Source organism: Pseudonocardia acidicola (assembly GCF_012911935.1).
GTDB classification, from domain to species: Bacteria; Actinomycetota; Actinomycetes; order Mycobacteriales; family Pseudonocardiaceae; genus Pseudonocardia; species Pseudonocardia acidicola.
This window is the reverse complement of sequence record NZ_JAAXLA010000070.1, coordinates 21210-37145: the sequence shown is the minus strand read 5'-3', so window position 1 is coordinate 37145 and position 15936 is coordinate 21210. Positions and strand designations below refer to the sequence as shown.

Annotated in this window: 16 protein-coding genes; 6 read left to right on the top strand and 10 right to left on the bottom strand. The window is 70.3% G+C overall.

Features of this window, described 5'->3' with window-relative positions:
- Positions 1-297 precede the first annotated feature (297 nt).
- The 4 genes from HF526_RS27440 (at position 298) to HF526_RS27425 (ending at position 4603) form a co-directional block, all read left to right on the top strand.
- Positions 298-876: a DUF2231 domain-containing protein gene (locus HF526_RS27440; RefSeq protein WP_169384470.1), complete on the top strand. Its 579-nt coding sequence runs from the start codon at positions 298-300 to the stop codon at positions 874-876.
- 782 nt (positions 877-1658) lie between these two features.
- Positions 1659-3347: an ABC transporter ATP-binding protein gene (locus tag HF526_RS27435; RefSeq protein ID WP_169384469.1), complete on the top strand. Its 1689-nt coding sequence runs from the start codon at positions 1659-1661 to the stop codon at positions 3345-3347.
- Complete coding sequence (locus HF526_RS27430; protein ID WP_169384468.1) at positions 3344-3985, top strand: hypothetical protein; 642 nt, start codon at positions 3344-3346, stop codon at positions 3983-3985. Before HF526_RS27435 ends, HF526_RS27430 begins: the two co-directional genes overlap by 4 nt.
- 33 nt (positions 3986-4018) lie before the next feature.
- Complete coding sequence (locus HF526_RS27425) at positions 4019-4603, top strand: SRPBCC family protein (RefSeq protein ID WP_169384467.1); 585 nt, start codon at positions 4019-4021, stop codon at positions 4601-4603.
- A gap of 38 nt (positions 4604-4641) precedes the next feature.
- Here HF526_RS27425 and HF526_RS27420 read toward each other — a convergent pair whose 3' ends face one another.
- Positions 4642-5415: a GDSL-type esterase/lipase family protein gene (locus tag HF526_RS27420; protein ID WP_169384466.1), complete on the bottom strand. Its 774-nt coding sequence runs from the start codon at positions 5413-5415 to the stop codon at positions 4642-4644.
- 277 nt (positions 5416-5692) lie between these two features.
- Here HF526_RS27420 and HF526_RS27415 point away from each other — a divergent pair, with 277 nt between their 5' ends.
- Positions 5693-6409 (top strand): SDR family NAD(P)-dependent oxidoreductase, encoded by a 717-nt coding sequence (locus HF526_RS27415; protein ID WP_169384465.1) that lies wholly within the window; start codon positions 5693-5695, stop codon positions 6407-6409.
- A gap of 374 nt (positions 6410-6783) precedes the next feature.
- Entirely contained in the window at positions 6784-7608 is an 825-nt protein-coding gene (locus tag HF526_RS27410) for an MBL fold metallo-hydrolase (protein ID WP_169384464.1), read from the top strand.
- Between the two features lie 224 nt (positions 7609-7832).
- On the opposite strand, the gene HF526_RS27405 is transcribed toward HF526_RS27410, so the two are convergent.
- The 9 genes from HF526_RS27405 to HF526_RS27365 all read right to left on the bottom strand — a co-directional run bounded on the left by HF526_RS27405 (position 7833) and on the right by HF526_RS27365 (position 15364).
- Positions 7833-8579, bottom strand: a complete 747-nt coding sequence (locus HF526_RS27405; RefSeq protein ID WP_338051787.1) for a DsbA family oxidoreductase — start codon at positions 8577-8579, stop codon at positions 7833-7835.
- A 140-nt stretch (positions 8580-8719) separates the two neighbouring features.
- Positions 8720-9646 carry a cyclase family protein gene (locus tag HF526_RS27400; RefSeq protein WP_169384463.1) on the bottom strand — a complete coding sequence of 309 codons (927 nt, stop codon included), beginning with the start codon at positions 9644-9646 and terminating at the stop codon, positions 8720-8722.
- Entirely contained in the window at positions 9646-9942 is a 297-nt protein-coding gene (locus HF526_RS27395) for a Dabb family protein (protein WP_169384462.1), read from the bottom strand. The genes HF526_RS27400 and HF526_RS27395 overlap by 1 nt, the downstream gene beginning before the upstream one ends.
- 63 nt (positions 9943-10005) lie before the next feature.
- A complete protein-coding gene (locus HF526_RS27390; protein WP_169384461.1) occupies positions 10006-10944 on the bottom strand; it encodes a 2Fe-2S iron-sulfur cluster-binding protein in 939 nt (312 codons plus the stop codon).
- Positions 10945-10966: 22 nt separating this feature from the next.
- Positions 10967-11722: an SDR family NAD(P)-dependent oxidoreductase gene (locus HF526_RS27385; RefSeq protein ID WP_239029218.1), complete on the bottom strand. Its 756-nt coding sequence runs from the start codon at positions 11720-11722 to the stop codon at positions 10967-10969.
- Between the two features lie 13 nt (positions 11723-11735).
- Complete coding sequence (locus tag HF526_RS27380; protein ID WP_169384459.1) at positions 11736-12083, bottom strand: hypothetical protein; 348 nt, start codon at positions 12081-12083, stop codon at positions 11736-11738.
- A complete protein-coding gene (locus HF526_RS27375; RefSeq protein ID WP_169384458.1) occupies positions 12083-13309 on the bottom strand; it encodes an aromatic ring-hydroxylating oxygenase subunit alpha in 1227 nt (408 codons plus the stop codon). Before HF526_RS27375 ends, HF526_RS27380 begins: the two co-directional genes overlap by 1 nt.
- A gap of 79 nt (positions 13310-13388) precedes the next feature.
- A complete protein-coding gene (locus tag HF526_RS27370; RefSeq protein WP_169384457.1) occupies positions 13389-13733 on the bottom strand; it encodes a non-heme iron oxygenase ferredoxin subunit in 345 nt (114 codons plus the stop codon).
- On the bottom strand, positions 13733-15364 hold the full coding sequence (locus HF526_RS27365; RefSeq protein WP_169384456.1) for a purine-cytosine permease family protein: 1632 nt from the start codon (positions 15362-15364) through the stop codon (positions 13733-13735). The genes HF526_RS27370 and HF526_RS27365 overlap by 1 nt, the downstream gene beginning before the upstream one ends.
- Between the last annotated feature and the right edge of the window lie 572 nt (positions 15365-15936).

Below are 15936 nucleotides of genomic sequence, written 5' to 3'. Positions count from 1 at the left end.
CACCTGTCCCGGCCCCCCGGGCCGCGCACGTGTCCGGCTCACCCCGACGGGTGATGTCGGTCCCTCTCCACGCCGCCCCCGAGCCACCCGTCGTCGCGCCCACCCCCGTTCACCACGCCCGGCCCCAGGTGTCCTCCGGGGCCTCCTGAACCGCTGCGCGGAACCCCCGACCGGAATCCTCCAAGGAATCTCTGAGTCTTCGCGGGCATCGTCGGAGCCGTCCACGACCCGGCACCGGCCGCCTCCCCGAGTGCCCGGCCGCAGCAGGGTCCCCTCGACGGAAGGTCCCGCCGTACCGTGCCCACGTTCTTCTCCGGCCTGCCCGTGCACGTGCTCGTCGTGCACGCCGTGGTCGTCCTCGTACCGCTGGCCGTGCTCGGAGCTGTCCTGATCGCGCTCTGGCCGGCCGCCCGCCGCCGCCACGGGTGGCTGGTCGTCGCGGTGGCCGCGGTCGGCACTGCGAGCATCCCGATCGCCACCAGCAGCGGCGAGGGCCTGGAGCGCCACCTCCCGCGCACCGCCCTGTTGTCCGCCCACACCCACCTCGGCGACCAACTGCTGCCCTTCGCCGCCCTGCTGCTCGTCGCGGTGGCCGGGCTCATGCTGCTCGACCGCCACACCACCCGGCCAAGCCTGATCGACGGCGACCGGCAGCAGGCCGCGGCCCCGTCCGGCCCGGGCACCATGGCCGCCCCCGCCCGCACCCCCACCTGGATCCGGCCCGCGGCGGCGGCGCTGTCGGTGATCACCGTGCTGCTCGCCGTCGTCACCGCGGTCCAGGTCGTCCGGATCGGCGATTCCGGCGCCCGCGCCGCCTGGGGCGGCATGCAGTACGTCCAGCAGGCTCCACCGCACCGCCCGGGCGCCGGCGACTGATCGCACAGGCCGCGCGCGGCTGCGGCGGGACGCCGCGATCACCGAGCACGTGCGTCGCGCGGCCTCTGAGAAAACACCAAGAATCGGCGCCGAGACTGGGTCGCGGAACCATCGACGAGGATGAGGAGCGACGGACCGATGATCGCCCTTCGCGTGGACGGCCGCGGGGCGCAGCCCATGATCACGCCCGAGCCCGGCCGGACCGGCCCGAGACGATCACCGGCGCAGAAGTTTTCAGAACAGTAGCCGCAATGTAGACGGTACCGAAAGAACCGAACCGGCACGGCTCGGACAATACCCTGCTGTCCCCGATCGACAATGAGAAAAATGGTCGATAAAAATGGCGGAAGTCCCTTGACTTGATCTCTCCGTTGCAATCTACTTTTGCCGCGGGAGGCGCCGGGGGGTGCCTCCCGAGGAGGGACAGTGAAATGGGACGCTCGAGCGAAATGTTCAGCTGGTTCCGAGGCGACGGGAGGCGGCACCACCACCGTCGCCACCGTAGGCACCACCACCGTGGGCACCGCTACTAAGGGCTGGACGCACGGCGGGGACGGCGGCTTCGTCGACGACGGGGTCGTCGTCCCTCGCTGGACGGCGTCGAGAGGCGGCGGCACGCGATGCCAGAGCCCGACCCCACACGGCTGCCCGGCCAACCTGTCGACGGGGATGACCCGTCATGGCCGAGTGCGGCAGAGTTGCTGGTCAGAGAGGCGCCCGGAGTCGCCATCCGGCGCATCGTCGGTCGTTTCTGGCCGGAAGCCAGGCCGTACCGGTGGTTGATGCTGCTCGGCCTGGTCCTGATCCTGCTCGCCCAGGTCCTGGACACGGCGGTCATCTGGCTGTTCAAGATCCTGATTGACGATGTGCTCACCCCGCCCGACCCCGGGTTGTTCGTCCCCGTCGCGGCGGCCTACGCCGCCCTCACCGTCGGGCTGGGCCTGGTCACCTTCGCCGACGAGTATCTGGCCGCCTGGGTGGCCGAGCATTTTCTGCATCGCATACGGATGCGCGTTTTTGCGCATCTGCAGTCCCTGCCGCTGAGTCACTTCGAACGCCGATCGCCGGGTGATCTCGTCAACCGCCTGACCGGGGACATCGCCGCGATCGAGGATCTCATGCTGAGCGGGTCGACCCAGGCGCTGGCCGACATATTCAAGATATTTCTGTTCACCGGCGTACTGTTCTTCCTGAATTGGCAGCTGTCGCTGGTGGCCCTGGTCGCGCTGCCGCTGTTCGGGTTGCTCGCCCGCCTGTTCGCCACCCGCGGCAGGCGCGCGGCCCGCGAGGTCCGCAGGAGCAGCGGCTCGATCGCCTCGGCCACCGAGGAGTCTCTCGGGAACATGGCGCTGGTACAGGCCTACGGCCTGCAGCACGAGCAGATCGCCCGGTTCGGCGAGCAGAGTCGCGCGACCCGGCGCGCGGAATTGCTCGCCACCCGGCTGCGCGCGATGTTCGCCTCGCTCACCGACCTGCTGGAGGTCGGCGGGATCCTGCTGATCCTGGGCTTCGGCCTGCTCCAGCTCGTCAGGGGAGGGCTCACCCTCGGCGGGCTGCTGGTCTTCCTGGTGTACCTGAGCCAGCTGTACACCCCCGCCCACAGCCTCGGCGGCCTGTCGAACTCGATCTTCGCTGCGGCCGCCGGGGCCGAACGCATCATCGAGCTGCTCGACGAGGAACCCCATGCCACGCCGACGGCCCCCACCGCGAGCCGCACCACCCGGCACCACCGCGACGCCCATCGCCCGGTCCCGCACCGTCACCGCGGAACACAGATCGAGTTCGACCAGGTCCGGTTCCGCTACCCGTTGCGCGACACCGACGTCCTCACCGACGTCAGTTTCCGGATCGCACCCGGCGGCAGCATGGCCGTGGTCGGTCCGAGTGGATCGGGGAAGTCCACCCTGGTGCGGCTCCTGCTGCGCTTCGACGACCCGACCGGTGGGGTCGTCCGGATCGACGGCCGCGACGTCCGCGACCTCGATCCGGCGGTGGTCCGCGCACAGATGGCCGTCGTCCTGCAGGAGACCCTGCTCTTCGACGCCTCGATCAGCGACAACATCCGGGCCGGGAGGCTGGACGCCGGCCCGGACGAGATCGAGACAGCGGCGCGGGGCGCCGGCGCCCACGAGTTCATCGCCTCACTGCCCGCGGGGTACGCCACCCGGGTCGGGCCGCGGGGCCGGCAGCTCTCCGGCGGGCAGCGCCAGCGCATCGCGCTCGCCCGGGCCCTGCTCCGGGACGCCCCGATCCTGATCCTCGACGAGCCCACCACCGGCCTGGACGACCGGGCCCGCGACGGCCTGCTCGTCCTGCTGCGGTCGGTGACCGCCGGCCGCACCACGCTGCTGATCAGCCACGATCCGCGCGTCGCCGCGCTGGCCGACCACACGGTTCACCTCGAGCACGGCCGCGCGGCATCCATCGCACCGAGCCCCCAAGCCGTCCACTCCCAGGAGGCCCGCTCATGATCCCGACCGAGATCAACGGCCTGCCCGCCCACGTCCTGCTCATCCACGCCGTGGTCGTCCTGGTGCCCCTGACCTCGCTGCTCGTCGTGGCCACCGCGTTCTGGCCGACGGCCCGGCGCAGACTCGGGGTCGCGGTCCCGGCGCTGGCCGTGGTCACGCTGGTGGCCGTGCAACTGACGATCAACGCCGGGGGATGGCTGATCGAGCGGGTCCCCATCACGCCGCTGGTACTCGCGCACGCCCGCCTCGGGGACGAGATGCTGCCCTGGGCCATCGGGCTGGCCGCCGTGGCCATCGCCGTGTGGGGCCAACGCTTCCTGCCCTCCCCCTGCACCGACGTCGACAATGACCCCACCGGCCGTGGAGTGGACAACGCTCGCGCGGAGACCGGGCCGCCGGCGGCGACCGCGCCCGGCAGGGCGCACACCCGGACGCTCGCTCGGGCGACCACGGCCCCCGCCGGCCGGCGTTCCACGCCGACGACCGTGATCGCCGGTGTCACGATGGTCGCAGCCCTTGCCGCAGGCATCGGGGCAACCGTGCAGTGCTACCGGGTCGGCGATGCCGGCGCGCACGCCGTGTGGACGAACAGCTTCAGCCAGCAGCCGCTGCCACGGCCGCACCCACCCGGAACCTGATCCAGCGCCGCGACGGCGAACGATCGTCCGTCGGTGGTGATCGTGGACATCGCGGGCCGTCCCGGAGCCCGGCACGACACCGCTGCAGGCGCCGTGGTCCGAGGATTCTCCAAGAACCGGGGCGGACGCTGGAGCCGTGGACGTCCGGGCTGTGCTGCGCGTGATGGACGGAGTCTGACCATGGCTCATGCCGAGCGATCGATCATTATCGATCGGCCGATCGAGGCGGTTTTCGACCACGTTGCCGACGGCAACAAGAACCCTCAATGGCGCAGGCACGTGATGGTGGCCTGCCGAATCTCCTCACAGACCGGTCAAGGCGCCATCTACCGGCAGCTGCTTCGGGGCCCGGTTGGGCGCCCCGTCGCCGGCGACTACCGGGTCACCGCATTCTCGCCACCGCACCGCCTGGATTTCGAGGTCATCGCCGGCCCGGTTCGGCCCACTGGCAGCTTCCGGCTGACCGAAGCGCGTCCAGGCAGCACCACCATACGATTCGTCCTCGACCTGCAGCCCCGTGACCTCGCGCGACCGGCGAGCAACAGGATGATCATCAACCAGTTGCGCGGAGACGTCGCGGCCCTCACCGCGCTGAAGGCGTGTCTCGAGCGCCGCTGACGACACGCCGGGTCGTCGTCCGATCCGGGTATCCGCCGTCAGCTGCGCACGGCCCCTTGTGGCACCGGAGCCAGCGTGGCCTGCTTCGGCACCCGGCCGTCGCCCGAGGAGCGCCCACGCAACCGGCGGCCCACCCACGGCAGGACGTACTGCGTGTAGTAGCGCAGCCCATCGCTGGACGGCGTGCCGGTTGCGCCGGAGATCTGCAGCAGCGCGTCCGGCACCCCGATCCCGAGCGTGCGCAACGTGTTCTCGGCCACCCGGCGGTGACCGGTCACGCTGAGGTGGAGCCGGTCCGGCGCCCAGCAGCGCGGGTCCTGGAGCTGTTCGTCGTTCCAGTTGTCCACGAAGGTGACTCCCGGCTGCTGCGCCGCCCAGCTCCGCACCGCCTCGGCGAGGGCAGCGCCGCGCCGTCGGATGGCCCTGCCCAGCGGCAGGCGTGCGGTCGGGTCGACACCGGTGGGCATGAGCACGTGGACCCCGCTCTCGAGGGCGTGCGCAGCGGCGAGGCGCATGCTCTCCGACAGCCCGTCGACGGTGACGCGCGGTCGCAGGACGTCGTTGCCTCCGCCGTTGAGGCTCAGCAGGTCCGGGCCCAGTTCGAGAGCAGCGGGCAGCTGCTCCCCGACGATCGGGGCGAGCAGGCGGCCGCGGATCGCGAGGTTCGCGTAGCGCACCCGCTCCTCCGTCGCAGCCTGCAGACCGCGGGCGACCAGGTCGGCCCAACCCCGGACGGTGCCATCGGGCAGCTCGTCACCGACACCCTCGGTGAAGCTGTCACCAATCGCGACGAAGCTGCGGTACGGGTGCACTCGAACTCCTTCTCACCGAGGACTCACAAAGCCGCGGGCGCGCGTCGTGGCGATCGCGGGCGGCGGGCGTCGCACCGATCATGCCGATCAGATGCTGGGCGCCGACAGCGCGGTCGACCACCGCGACCCCGCCGCTCGCCGCTCGCCGCCAAGCGACCGGCGGACGCACGGCCTGGGCGCCACCGACGATGGCGCCCAGCTCGAGGAAGTCCTCGCCTCGATGCCGACAGGGCAGGGACACTTGCTGCGGTCCCGGTAGCTGACGACGGGAAAGGCCATGAGGGAGAAGGACCAGAGGGTCGCCATCATCACCGGAGGTTCTCAGGGCATCGGCGCCGGCCTCGTCACCGAGTACCGGCGGCGGGGCTGGGCGGTCGTTGCAGCCTCCCGGACGATCAAGCCCGCGGGAGACCCGGCCGTGCTCACCGTTGATGGGGACGTGTCCGAGCCCGCCACCGCCGACCGGATCATCAGCGGGGCACTCGTGAGCTTCGGTCGCATCGACACCCTCGTCAACAACGCCGGTGTCTTCATCTCCAAGCCGTTCACCGCCTACACCGCTCACGACTACGCAGCTGTTGTCGCCGTCAACCTCACCGGATTCTTCTGGCTGACACAGCGCGCCATCGCCGAGATGGTGAAGCGAGGTGGCGGCCACGTCATCAACATCACCACCACCCTCGCCGACTACGCCAACTCCAGCACGCCATCCGTGCTGACCTCACTCACCAAGGGCGGCCTCGCCTCAGCAACCAAGGCACTGGCCATCGAGTACGCCTCCCGGGGCATCCGGGTCAACGCTGTCTCGCCGGGCATCATCCAGACGCCGGTGCAGCCGCCGGAGAGCTACGTCGGGCTCGGCGCGCGGCTCCCCCCGGTCGGGCATGTGGGCCAGGTCAGCGACATCGTCGACGGCGTCCTGTTCCTGGAGTCGTCGCCGTTCATCACCGGCGAGATCCTGCACATCGACGGCGGCCAGATCGCCGGCCACTGACCAGGCGCCCGGCGAGTGGCCCGATGGCACGGCGCCGGGGCTTCTGCGCCTCAGGGTGGCCTCAGGGTGCCCGGTGGATGCTTGGACGTCGTCGTAGCCGCGGGCCGCAGCCGGCAGTCCGTCCGGGCCGCGTTCGTAGACCCCGATTCCCGCCTGGGCTGCCGGACTTGCGGCAATCGATCTTTTCGCATCGATCCGGACACGTGGCGAATCTCGTCGGCTGAGGTGCCGAGGTCGAAAGACCCTGGGAGACCGGCCCGCCGCCGAGGAAGCGTGGGCGCCGGGCGCTGCGGTCGGGCGCCGTGCGGGACCCGGCCGCGGGGGAGCGGGTGGGGCCGATTCCGTGGTGTCGACCGAGGACGGAGGTGGTGATCGTGACGCAGCGAGTCGGCGCCGAGCGCCTCGGGTTCGCAATCGGCGTCCTCGGTGGGCCCACGACCGTGGTCGACATCGCGGGATTGAGGCTCGTGGTGGACCCGACCTTCGACCCGCCCGGAGACAAGGGCTATCTGACCAAGCTGCGTGGGCCGGCGGTGCCCGAAGCCGAGTTGGGGCCGGTCGACGCGGTCCTGGTCAGCCACGACCTGCATCCGGACAACCTGGACGATCGTGGCCGGGCATTCGCGCTCGCCGCGCCGTTGCTCGTGACCGGTCCGCGCAGCGCCGACCGCCTCGGTCCGCCGGCCACCCCGCTGAGGGCCTGGGAGCCGATGAGCCGGCCCCGCGGCGACCGGGCCGGTGACCTCACGATCCGCGCGGTGCCGGCGATGCACGGGCCCGCCGACGGTGCCCGTGACGAGGACGGTCACGTCAACTGCGAAGTCACCGGTTTCGTTCTGTCCGCCGACGGTGTTCCGACGGTGTACATCAGCGGCGACAACGCCTCGATCGCCGTGGTGGACGAGGTGGCCGAGCGTGCCGGCCCGATCGACGTGGCCGTACTGTTCGTCGGGGCTGCTCGCGTGCCGACCAAAGAGCGCGGTCGCCCGTTGACGCTGACCAGCGAGCGGGCCACCGCGGCTGCCGCCGTGCTCGGGGCACCGCTGGTCGTGCCGGCGCACTACGACAGCTGGGCGCACTTCAGCGAAGGACCCGACCGCATCGTCGAGGCGTTCGACGACGCCGGGCTTTCGCAGCTCCTGCGAATGGCGGGCCCGGGCAGGTGGGTCGTTCCCACCTTCCGCTCCAGCGCGTCGTAGCGGCCAGGGGCCGCGGCGCCGCGGCCGCGACCCCTGGGTCAGCCGGCCGGTTTGATGGTGCTGTTCACCGAGTTCCTGGAAAGGCCGGGGAAACGGATGTCGTAGCACGTGGTGAGGCCGGCGGCGACGCCGTCGGTCAGGCTCGGTCCGAAGACAACAAGGCTGAACAGCCGTGCAGGGGCGCTGCGCTGCCCGATCCCCGCGACCGGCGCCGGTCTCGGCGTTCACAGGCCTGAGGCGTTGTCACCATGAGCCATGACCTCGAGTAGTCCCTCGGCCCAGTCCAGGGTGTAAGACTCCAAGCGGGGAAAGCCGGCAGGTGGGGCAGCTGTCCAGTGGTAGGCCGCGCCAGGGTTGTGGAAAGCGCCGTATGCGGTGAAGATCTGTGGGCTGCCCTCGATCTCGGGTCGCTGCGCGATCCGCCACTGGTCGAAAACGTCACGCCGGCCGATCCCCTGAGCCAGTGCCGACTCCAGTCGATCCGCGTCGACGTGTTCACACCGCTGTGCCACGTCAAGGATGACGGCGTGCACGCTGATGCACCGGCCGTCGACGTAGAAGGCCTTCCGCAACGCCGAATCGAACTCATCGCTGCCTCGGAGACCTCCGATCTCCGGATCCTTGCACGCCTGGACCGCCTCCATCGCCGGCAACGTCGTGACGGCATAGGTGTGGTCGGGGGCGGTCCACGGCTTCCAACCGAGTTCTGGGCGGCAGCCTGCGATCGCGACGACCTCGGCATCCACAATGGGCTTCGGTGTGGGACGACGGTTGAACAGTTCCAGCGGGAACGCACGGTGGTCGATGAGCAGTGCCTGACCGCGCTGATCCGCGCGCCGGCGCAGTATCGCCAGAGCAAGGGTCGCCCACGGGCAGCCGATGTCGGACCACACCGTGACGGTGGTGCGGTCCTGGTTCATCAGGTCCTCGCCGTAGGACGATGTCAGCGGGGACGTCCTGCTGGTGGTCACGTGGTCTCCTGCATCTGTCGTGGCATGAGCCGCAGCAATGCCCGAACGTCGTCGAACAGCGGGCCCGAGGTCGGCAGCAGAGCACCTCGCCGATCCGCGACGAATGCGGCCGGCGATGCCCTGCCGCCGACCCGGTCCGGTCAGTCCCGCAGCGCCATCGCCATGGGCCGCACCGGTGCGCCCGAGGCGCCACGCAGGCGGATGGGAGCCGCGAGGAAGCAGAGCTCGGTGACCCGGTCCCTGGACAGCTCCTCGAGGTTGACCAGCTCGATCATCGGCACGCCCGCCTCGGCGAGGAAGTGGCAGTGGCCGGGCAGCCAGTTGTCCTCGTGCTGCGAAGGGCCGACCTCGACGCACTCCTGGTCCGACGCGACCGCGATGATGCTCTGAGCGGTGAGCCAGCGGCAGGCGTCCAGGCCGAGCCCGGGAGGGGCGCCGAGCACCTTGGAGCCGTCGGGCCAATGTCTCATCCGCCCGGTCCGCACCAGCGCCACGTCGCCGCTGCGCAGCGCGAGGCCGGCCTTCTCGAGGGCCTTCTGGAGGTCCTCCACGGTGATGGCGTAGGAGTCCGGCAGGCAGGGGACGCCGTGCAGGTCGGCCACGTCGATCAGCACGCCGCGGGCGACGATCGGCGGGATCTGCTCGACTCCGCCCTTGGTCCAGTGCCGGCTGCCGAGGTTCTCGGCGGCACTGAAGTTGTTGTAGATCTTGCCGTCGACTCCGAAATGGTTCAGCGCGTCGATGTGCGTGCCGGTGTGGGTGTACATGAACACGACGTCGCCGGAGTAGCAGACCCGCTGGTTCACCTCGGCGCCCGCGCCGTTGAGGTTGTCCACGACGGTGCCGTCGGGGGTGTGGCTCATGAAGATCTGGTAGGAGGGGTCGCCGGCGGCCTGGAAGCTCGGCATCCCGACGAAGTAGTCGACGCTCAGGTCGTAGACGGTCGACGCGTCGGCGCGCGACATGATGGCGGCCTGCGACCCGGCGGTCATCAGGTTGAGCGCTCCGAGCTGGTCGTCCGGTCCGTAGGGGCTGGTGGCGACCTTGATGTCGGCGATCGGGGCCATCAGGCGTCGACCTCGAAGTCGACGACGGCGCGACCGGTCACCATCGGCAGGAGCGTGTCCACCAGCTCGGCGTGGACCGGGTCGGTCGAGTAGCGCTCGAGGTCGTCCCAGGTGCGGAAGTCGGTGATGAGAGCGCCGTCCCACGGCTGCCCGTTGTCGTTCGGCGCGCCCTCGTGGGCACCCAGGGACCACTCGACGATGAAGTCCATCTCCTTGGACAGCTGGGTGAGCATGTCGAGGATCGTGTCGTTGGACGCCCCTGGCGCAGCCTGCCAGAGGAATACATGGCGAATCATCGTGTACTGCCTTTCCATTCGGAGATTCGCCGCAGCGGCCGCCGCGGCATCGTGGGATCTGGGTCAGATGTCGACGACGAGTCGCGCGTCCCGCGCGCGCGAGACGCAGGGGAAGATCACGGCATCGCGTTCGGGGTCGTCCGGGTCGACGACCGAGTCGAGGTGCACGGCGGCCCCGTCGATCAGGTCGAGCTCGCACGTGCCACAGGTGCCCTGGCGGCAGTCGTGGTTCACGTCGATGCCGGCCCGGATCATCGCGTCGAGCATCGATTCGTCCGCGCCGACGGTCAGCGTCCGTTCCGACGCGGTGCAGACGAGTTCGAACTCCCGGTGCGGGCCTGCCGAGGTGTCCACGCGCGGGGCGAATCGTTCGATGTGGACGGTGCTGCCGCCGAGCAACCTGCCCCGCCGCTGCACCGCTTCGAGCAGGGGCTCGGGACCGCAGGCGTAGATCCTCGTGCCGGGCGCGACGTCCATCCAGGACGCGAGGTCGGGGTGCCCGTGCACGTCCTGCGGCCAGAACCGCACGCGGTCGCCGTAGCGTTCGAGTTCCGGACGGAACGCCATGGCCGACAGCCGCCGCCCGCCGTACAGCAACCGCCAGGGAAACCCGGCCCGGTCGACCTGGGCGATCATCGGGAGCAGGGGAGTGATCCCGATGCCCCCGGCGATGAACACGTACCGGTCGCCCGTCACCACCGGGAACTGGTTGCGCGGCTCGCCGACCGTGAGACGGTCGCCGACCCGGAGCCTCGTGTGCACGTACTCCGAGCCACCGTGGCCGGCCGGTTCCCGCAGCACGCCCAGGCGGTACCGGCCCCGTTCCGCAGGGGAACCGCACAGGGAGTAGTGCCGGACGTGCTCGCCCAGCACGACCTCGACGTGGGCCCCGGGTTTCCACGCCGGTAGCAGGGCACCGTCGGGGTCGACGAGCGTCACGGCGACGACCTCGTCCGCGACCTGCTGGAGCCCGTCGACGAGAAGCTCGTAGGTGTCGCTCACGGGTTTCCTTTCTCGGAGCGCGCTAGCCGACGACGAAGCCGCCGTCGACCGGCATGGCGGTTCCCGTGACGAACGAGGCGGCGTCGGAGCACAGGAAGGCGATCGCGCGGCCGACCTCGTCCGGGCGGCCGATCCGGCCCAGCGGGACGCTGGCCTCGACCTCGGCCCGCATGGCCGTGCCCCGGGGCCCGGCCTCCTCGGCGATGCGCGTCAGCAGCGGGGTGTCCACGGGGCCCGGGCAGACCGCGTTGACCCGGATTCCGTGGGATGCGTAGTCCAGGGCCGCGGCCTTGGTCAGCCCGACGACGCCGTGCTTGCTGGCGCAGTAGGCGGGGATGCGCGGCTTCCCCACCAGCCCGAAATTGGAGGCGAGGTTGACGATGGCGCCGCCACCGCTGTGCAGCATGGCCTCGATCTCGGCCTGCATGGCCAGGAAGGTGCCGGTGAGGTTCACCGCGAGCGTGCGCTGCCAGTTCTCCTGGGTGCACTCGGTCACCGGCGCGAGATCGCCCTGGATGCCGGCGCTGTTGACCCCGGCGACGAGCGGCCCGAAGGCGCTCACGGTCGACGCCACGGCCTCGGCGAGTGCCTCTCGGCTGGTGACGTCGACGAGCGCGGCCCGGGCGGTGTGTCCGCGCTGCTCGATGTCGGCCACGACCGCCTTGGCCGCGTCGAGGTCGGCGTCGGCCACGGTGACGGCCAGGCCGTCGGCGGCGAGCGCGAGCGCCGCCGCCCGGCCGATGCCCGAGCCGCCCCCGGTGACGATCGCCGATCTCATGTCCTGCGCTGCCTCAGCCATGGCTGTCGAGCACCGAGACGAACAGGCGCAGGTCCGCTCCGTCCGGGACCTCGCTCTCGCCGTAGATCTCGACCGCGTTCGCGATCTCGATGTACGCCAGGGTGAGTGCCAGCAGGTTGCGGTCCGCGTCGTCGGCCTGCTCGGACGTCCGCCCGAGCAGGTGCGGCATGATCCGCGGGACCTCGGCCAGCATGGTGTCGTAGAACGTCTTCGACTCGGCGTAGGGCCGGGTCAGCCGCGCCTCGATCCTCGCGGCCTCGTTCGGCAGGACCCACTCGGCGAACCGCTCGAGATCGGCGAAGCCGGCGGGCATCGTGGCGGACGTGGTGGATGCGGTCATCAGGCACCTCGCTGCATGACGTCGTCGAGTGTCGTGTGGAACGCGCGGATCTGGACCTCCTGCTCGCCGAGCACGAAGTCGTCGCGGGCGCCGGAGCGCAGTCCGACGTGCAGGGCCTGGTGTCCCGCCTGGTCCTCGCACAGCAGGTCACGGAAACGGCACTTGGCCTGCTCGACGAGCACCCGCTCACCGAGGTTGGCCGGCTCGGGGTAGTGCAGCCGGATCTCCCACACGGTCTGGTCCACCGCGTGCGGCCAGATGTTGTAGGTGAACATCGAGTTGTTGAAGAAGGCGATCACCAGGTTCGGGAACACCACGTGGAACGAGAACGGGGTGTCCATCGGCAGGATCAGCTCGCCGAACGCCGGGTGCGCGGCCGCGTGTGCCGTGCCGCTGGCGGTGTCCTCGAAGTCGGGGTCGGACTCCGACGTGTAGACCGAGTGCAGGCCCAGCCGCTGGAAGTCCGCGATCCGGGTGTAGCCCTCGTCGTTGGTGTGGAACGCGCCGCCGGAGAGGAACCGGTGCAGCGGCGCGAGCATCGGAACGTGGTAGATCTCGTTCTGCGCGTCGAGCGCGATCTTCCAGTTGTTCCGCTCCGGGACGTCGTAGCGGTACTGCAGGGAGAGCTTCGCGAACGGGAAGTCGTCGAGCCGTTCCGCCAGCGGGCCCAGGTACTCCCGCAGGGTCTGCGGCGGCTCCTTCATCATGTGCACGAAGATGAAGCCGTTCCACGTGTCCGTCGTGACCGGCGTCAGGCTCCACTCGCGGCGGTCGGGGAAGTAGAACTGCCCCTCGTCGGGCACGAACTCGAGCACCCCGTCGTTCGCTCCGTACCCCCAGCCGTGGAAGCGGCAGGAGAACATCCGCGGGCACGGACCGTCCTTCTCCCAGATCAGCTTGTTGCCGCGGTGGGCGCAGACGTTGTGGTAGGCCTGGATCCGGCCGTCACGGCTGCGGACGATCAGCAGCGAGACACCCAGGACCTCGATGTCGCGCACGAAGAAGCCGGCGTCCGACGGGAAGTCCCGCACCGTGCCGACGTTGAGCCAGGACCGGCGGAAGACCAGTTCGCGCTCGCGCTCGAAGAACTCCGGGGAGATGAATCGGTCGGTCGAGATCGGCTCCGTCCCCAGCTCCGGGAACCGTTCCGCCCAGCGGCGGGTGGCGTGGTCGACCTCGGGTCCGGTGGGCGGGACCACGCGCGGACGGTCATCGAGGTCCGTCATGGACGTCTCCTTCTCTCGGTTCGCGATCGTTCGGGATCGATGGATCGGCTCCCGGGGCCCGGACCCCGGGCACCGGGCGTCAGTGACGGGCCGGGCGCGGGTCCATCCGGGCCTCGGCGGCGTGATCGGCGAGGAGGACGACCCCCTCCTCGACCTGGACCGGGTAGGTGGCGATCGGTTTCTTGGCCGGCCTGCGGGTCGCCTTGCCGGTCCTGACGTCGAAGCGGCCCCGGTGGAGCTCGCACTCGACCTCGCAGCCGATCAGCCGGCCGTCGGACAACTCCGAGGCGCCGTGGCTGCAGAGGTTCGCGACGACGTGGACCTCGTCGCCGAACCGGCAGACGAGCAGATCGGGAAGCCCGTCGACCGTGACCGGGAGCAGCCCGGAGCCGGGGATGTCGGTGATGCGGCAGAGCGGGGTCATCAGACGGCCTGCTGCGGGGTCGGGATGTGCGTGGATGCGGCCTCGATGCGGGCGGCCCGGTAGAAGGACGGGCTGGCCGTGGCGCAGCCGGCGCAGATCGCCTCGTGGCCCGCCGAGGGGTCGCGGTCCATCTCGACGGCGGTGTACGAGCGGTCGCAGACGTGACACCTGATGCGAGCTTCCCACGCGTCCGCGACCTCGGCTCGAGGGTCGGAGGGGCGGTGCAGGAGGGCGTCGAACCGGTACACGAGGGCGTAGCCGGCGGCGCTGAGGATGAAGGTGATCGGCGCGGACCAGGTCGCTCCGAAGGGCCCGGTGAGCTCGACGAGCAGGATGCCGATCAGCGAGACGACCACCCAGACCGCGGCCGCGGGCGTGACCCGGCGAAGCCGGCCGGGCCGGAACTCCGGGGCGGCCCCCTCCGTCCGCCGGTGGAGCGCGATGTGCGTCAGCGCGATCGCCACCCAGGCCACGACGAACACGCCCTGCCAGCTCAGCGCGCGCAGCAGGTAGGAGAGGACGTCGGTGAGCATCAGCGCGTACACGAGGACACCCGCGACGACGGCCCACACGATCCGCGGTAGCCGGACGCGGAACACCCGCGAGGTGAGCGCCTCGAGGTTGGTCGAGGCCAGGTAGAGGTTGGCGCTGTTGATGCGGGTCTGGCTGATGACGATCAGCAGCAGACCGGCGAGCCCCAACGTGCCGATCACGGCCTCGACGATTCCGGTCTCGGTGATGCCGGCCGTTCCGAGGACGCCTGGGATCGTGGCCGTGAGGAAGATGCCGACGAGTCCGGTTCCCAGGTAGGTGAGCAGGTAGAAGACGGGGCCGAAGGTGACGATGCCGTGGAAGGTCTCGTCCTTCGCCTTGCCGAAGCGGGCGAAGTCGACCGTGTACATCATCAGGATGTACACGCCCATGTACACGCTGAAGGCCCACAGCCATCCCGGCCCGGCGAGGTCGGTGTGCATGTCGGGAAGGGCGATGGAGGCCGGGTGGCTGCTCGACGCGACGGCGACCAGCGCGATCAGCCCGGCCACGTAGAAGGGCAGCAGGACGCCGTTGAGCTTGTCGAGCCAGGTGCGGACGCCGCCGAGGATCAACGGCACGCTGTAGGCGACGACCAGCAGGTACCAGAGCCGGATGTCCCCGCCTCCGACGAAGCTCTGCAGTGCCACGGCGACGATGGAGCCTTCGAAGACCCCGTAGTAGAGGGCCGTGGCGGCGAAGATGAGCGGCGCGAGGATCGACCCCGCGTAGCCGAAGATCCGGCGGGACAGCAACGCCACCGTCAGGCCGGAACGGCTCGCGTAGCGGGACAGCACGAAGTTCATCGCGCCCTTCGTGAGGCCCGTCAGGACGATGCCGATGACGGCGTTCACGGTTCCGGCGACGGCCGCGACGGTCGCCGCCACGTAGAGCCAGAACATGGCGGAGAACATCGATCCGAAGGCCATCAGCAAGGACGTGCGGCCGCTGCGCCACGTCCGCGGCATGACGTGCACCGAGTAGTCCTCGGCCGCGGCCTCCTTCTGGACCCGCGGATCATCGACGAAGCTGATGTCGAGGGGTGGGATGGCGGCGGGCGCCGGCTTGCCGGCCGACGCGTCGCTTGCGAGCTCCGTCATGAGGTCTCCTCAGACGCTTGAGCGGGAAAGGGCGGGAGGGTCGATGCGCTCGGCGGGTCGTGGCGATTCGCCTGAACTCCGCTCGATGTGCGCCTGGTGGCGTGCATCACGACTGTGGGTGAAGCAGGGCGCCGGTCACATCCTCGAACCGGCCGGACGGCAGTAGGAGACGTCTCCTCCTACTGCTGGAGGAGATCCGCCTCCGTGCCTCAATTGCAGTTCGGCCGGCTGTTCTGACGCTGGACACCTGCTGTTCCGGAACGCAGACTCACGTCGATCCGCTGCGGCGGGCCGGTCGCTCCCCGGACCTGCCCGGGCAAGCCGAGTTCACGCGAGATGGGACGTCCGTGCCGAAGAGCTACGTGGTGCCGCCTCTGCTGACCAGACGTGCGCGTGCGGGCGCCATCGCTCCGGGCGCCGCAAGCGCGGGGGAGGACGCCCTCGTGTTCGAGCACCTTCCCGTCGCTGCGATTCGAGCCGAGGTGCGGCCGAGTGGGGAGCTGCTGATCCGGGACGTGAACCGCGCGCTTCGTGCGCTGGCGACGAGTCCCCCTGGCGACCTCCGCAACGCT

Excerpts from the sequence above, each read along its gene's own strand:
- HF526_RS27370 (WP_169384457.1), bottom strand. The coding sequence starts at position 13,733 with ATGACCCCGCTCTGCCGCATCACCGACATCCCCGGCTCCGGGCTGCTC.
- HF526_RS27395 (WP_169384462.1), bottom strand. The coding sequence starts at position 9,942 with ATGATTCGCCATGTATTCCTCTGGCAGGCTGCGCCAGGGGCGTCCAAC.
- HF526_RS27365 (WP_169384456.1), bottom strand. The coding sequence starts at position 15,364 with ATGACGGAGCTCGCAAGCGACGCGTCGGCCGGCAAGCCGGCGCCCGCC.
- HF526_RS27375 (WP_169384458.1), bottom strand. The coding sequence starts at position 13,309 with ATGACGGACCTCGATGACCGTCCGCGCGTGGTCCCGCCCACCGGACCC.
- HF526_RS27380 (WP_169384459.1), bottom strand. The coding sequence starts at position 12,083 with ATGACCGCATCCACCACGTCCGCCACGATGCCCGCCGGCTTCGCCGAT.
- HF526_RS27400 (WP_169384463.1), bottom strand. The coding sequence starts at position 9,646 with ATGGCCCCGATCGCCGACATCAAGGTCGCCACCAGCCCCTACGGACCG.
- HF526_RS27415 (WP_169384465.1), top strand. The coding sequence starts at position 5,693 with ATGAGGGAGAAGGACCAGAGGGTCGCCATCATCACCGGAGGTTCTCAG.
- HF526_RS27430 (WP_169384468.1), top strand. The coding sequence starts at position 3,344 with ATGATCCCGACCGAGATCAACGGCCTGCCCGCCCACGTCCTGCTCATC.
- HF526_RS27435 (WP_169384469.1), top strand. The coding sequence starts at position 1,659 with ATGCTGCTCGGCCTGGTCCTGATCCTGCTCGCCCAGGTCCTGGACACG.
- HF526_RS27385 (WP_239029218.1), bottom strand. The coding sequence starts at position 11,722 with ATGAGATCGGCGATCGTCACCGGGGGCGGCTCGGGCATCGGCCGGGCG.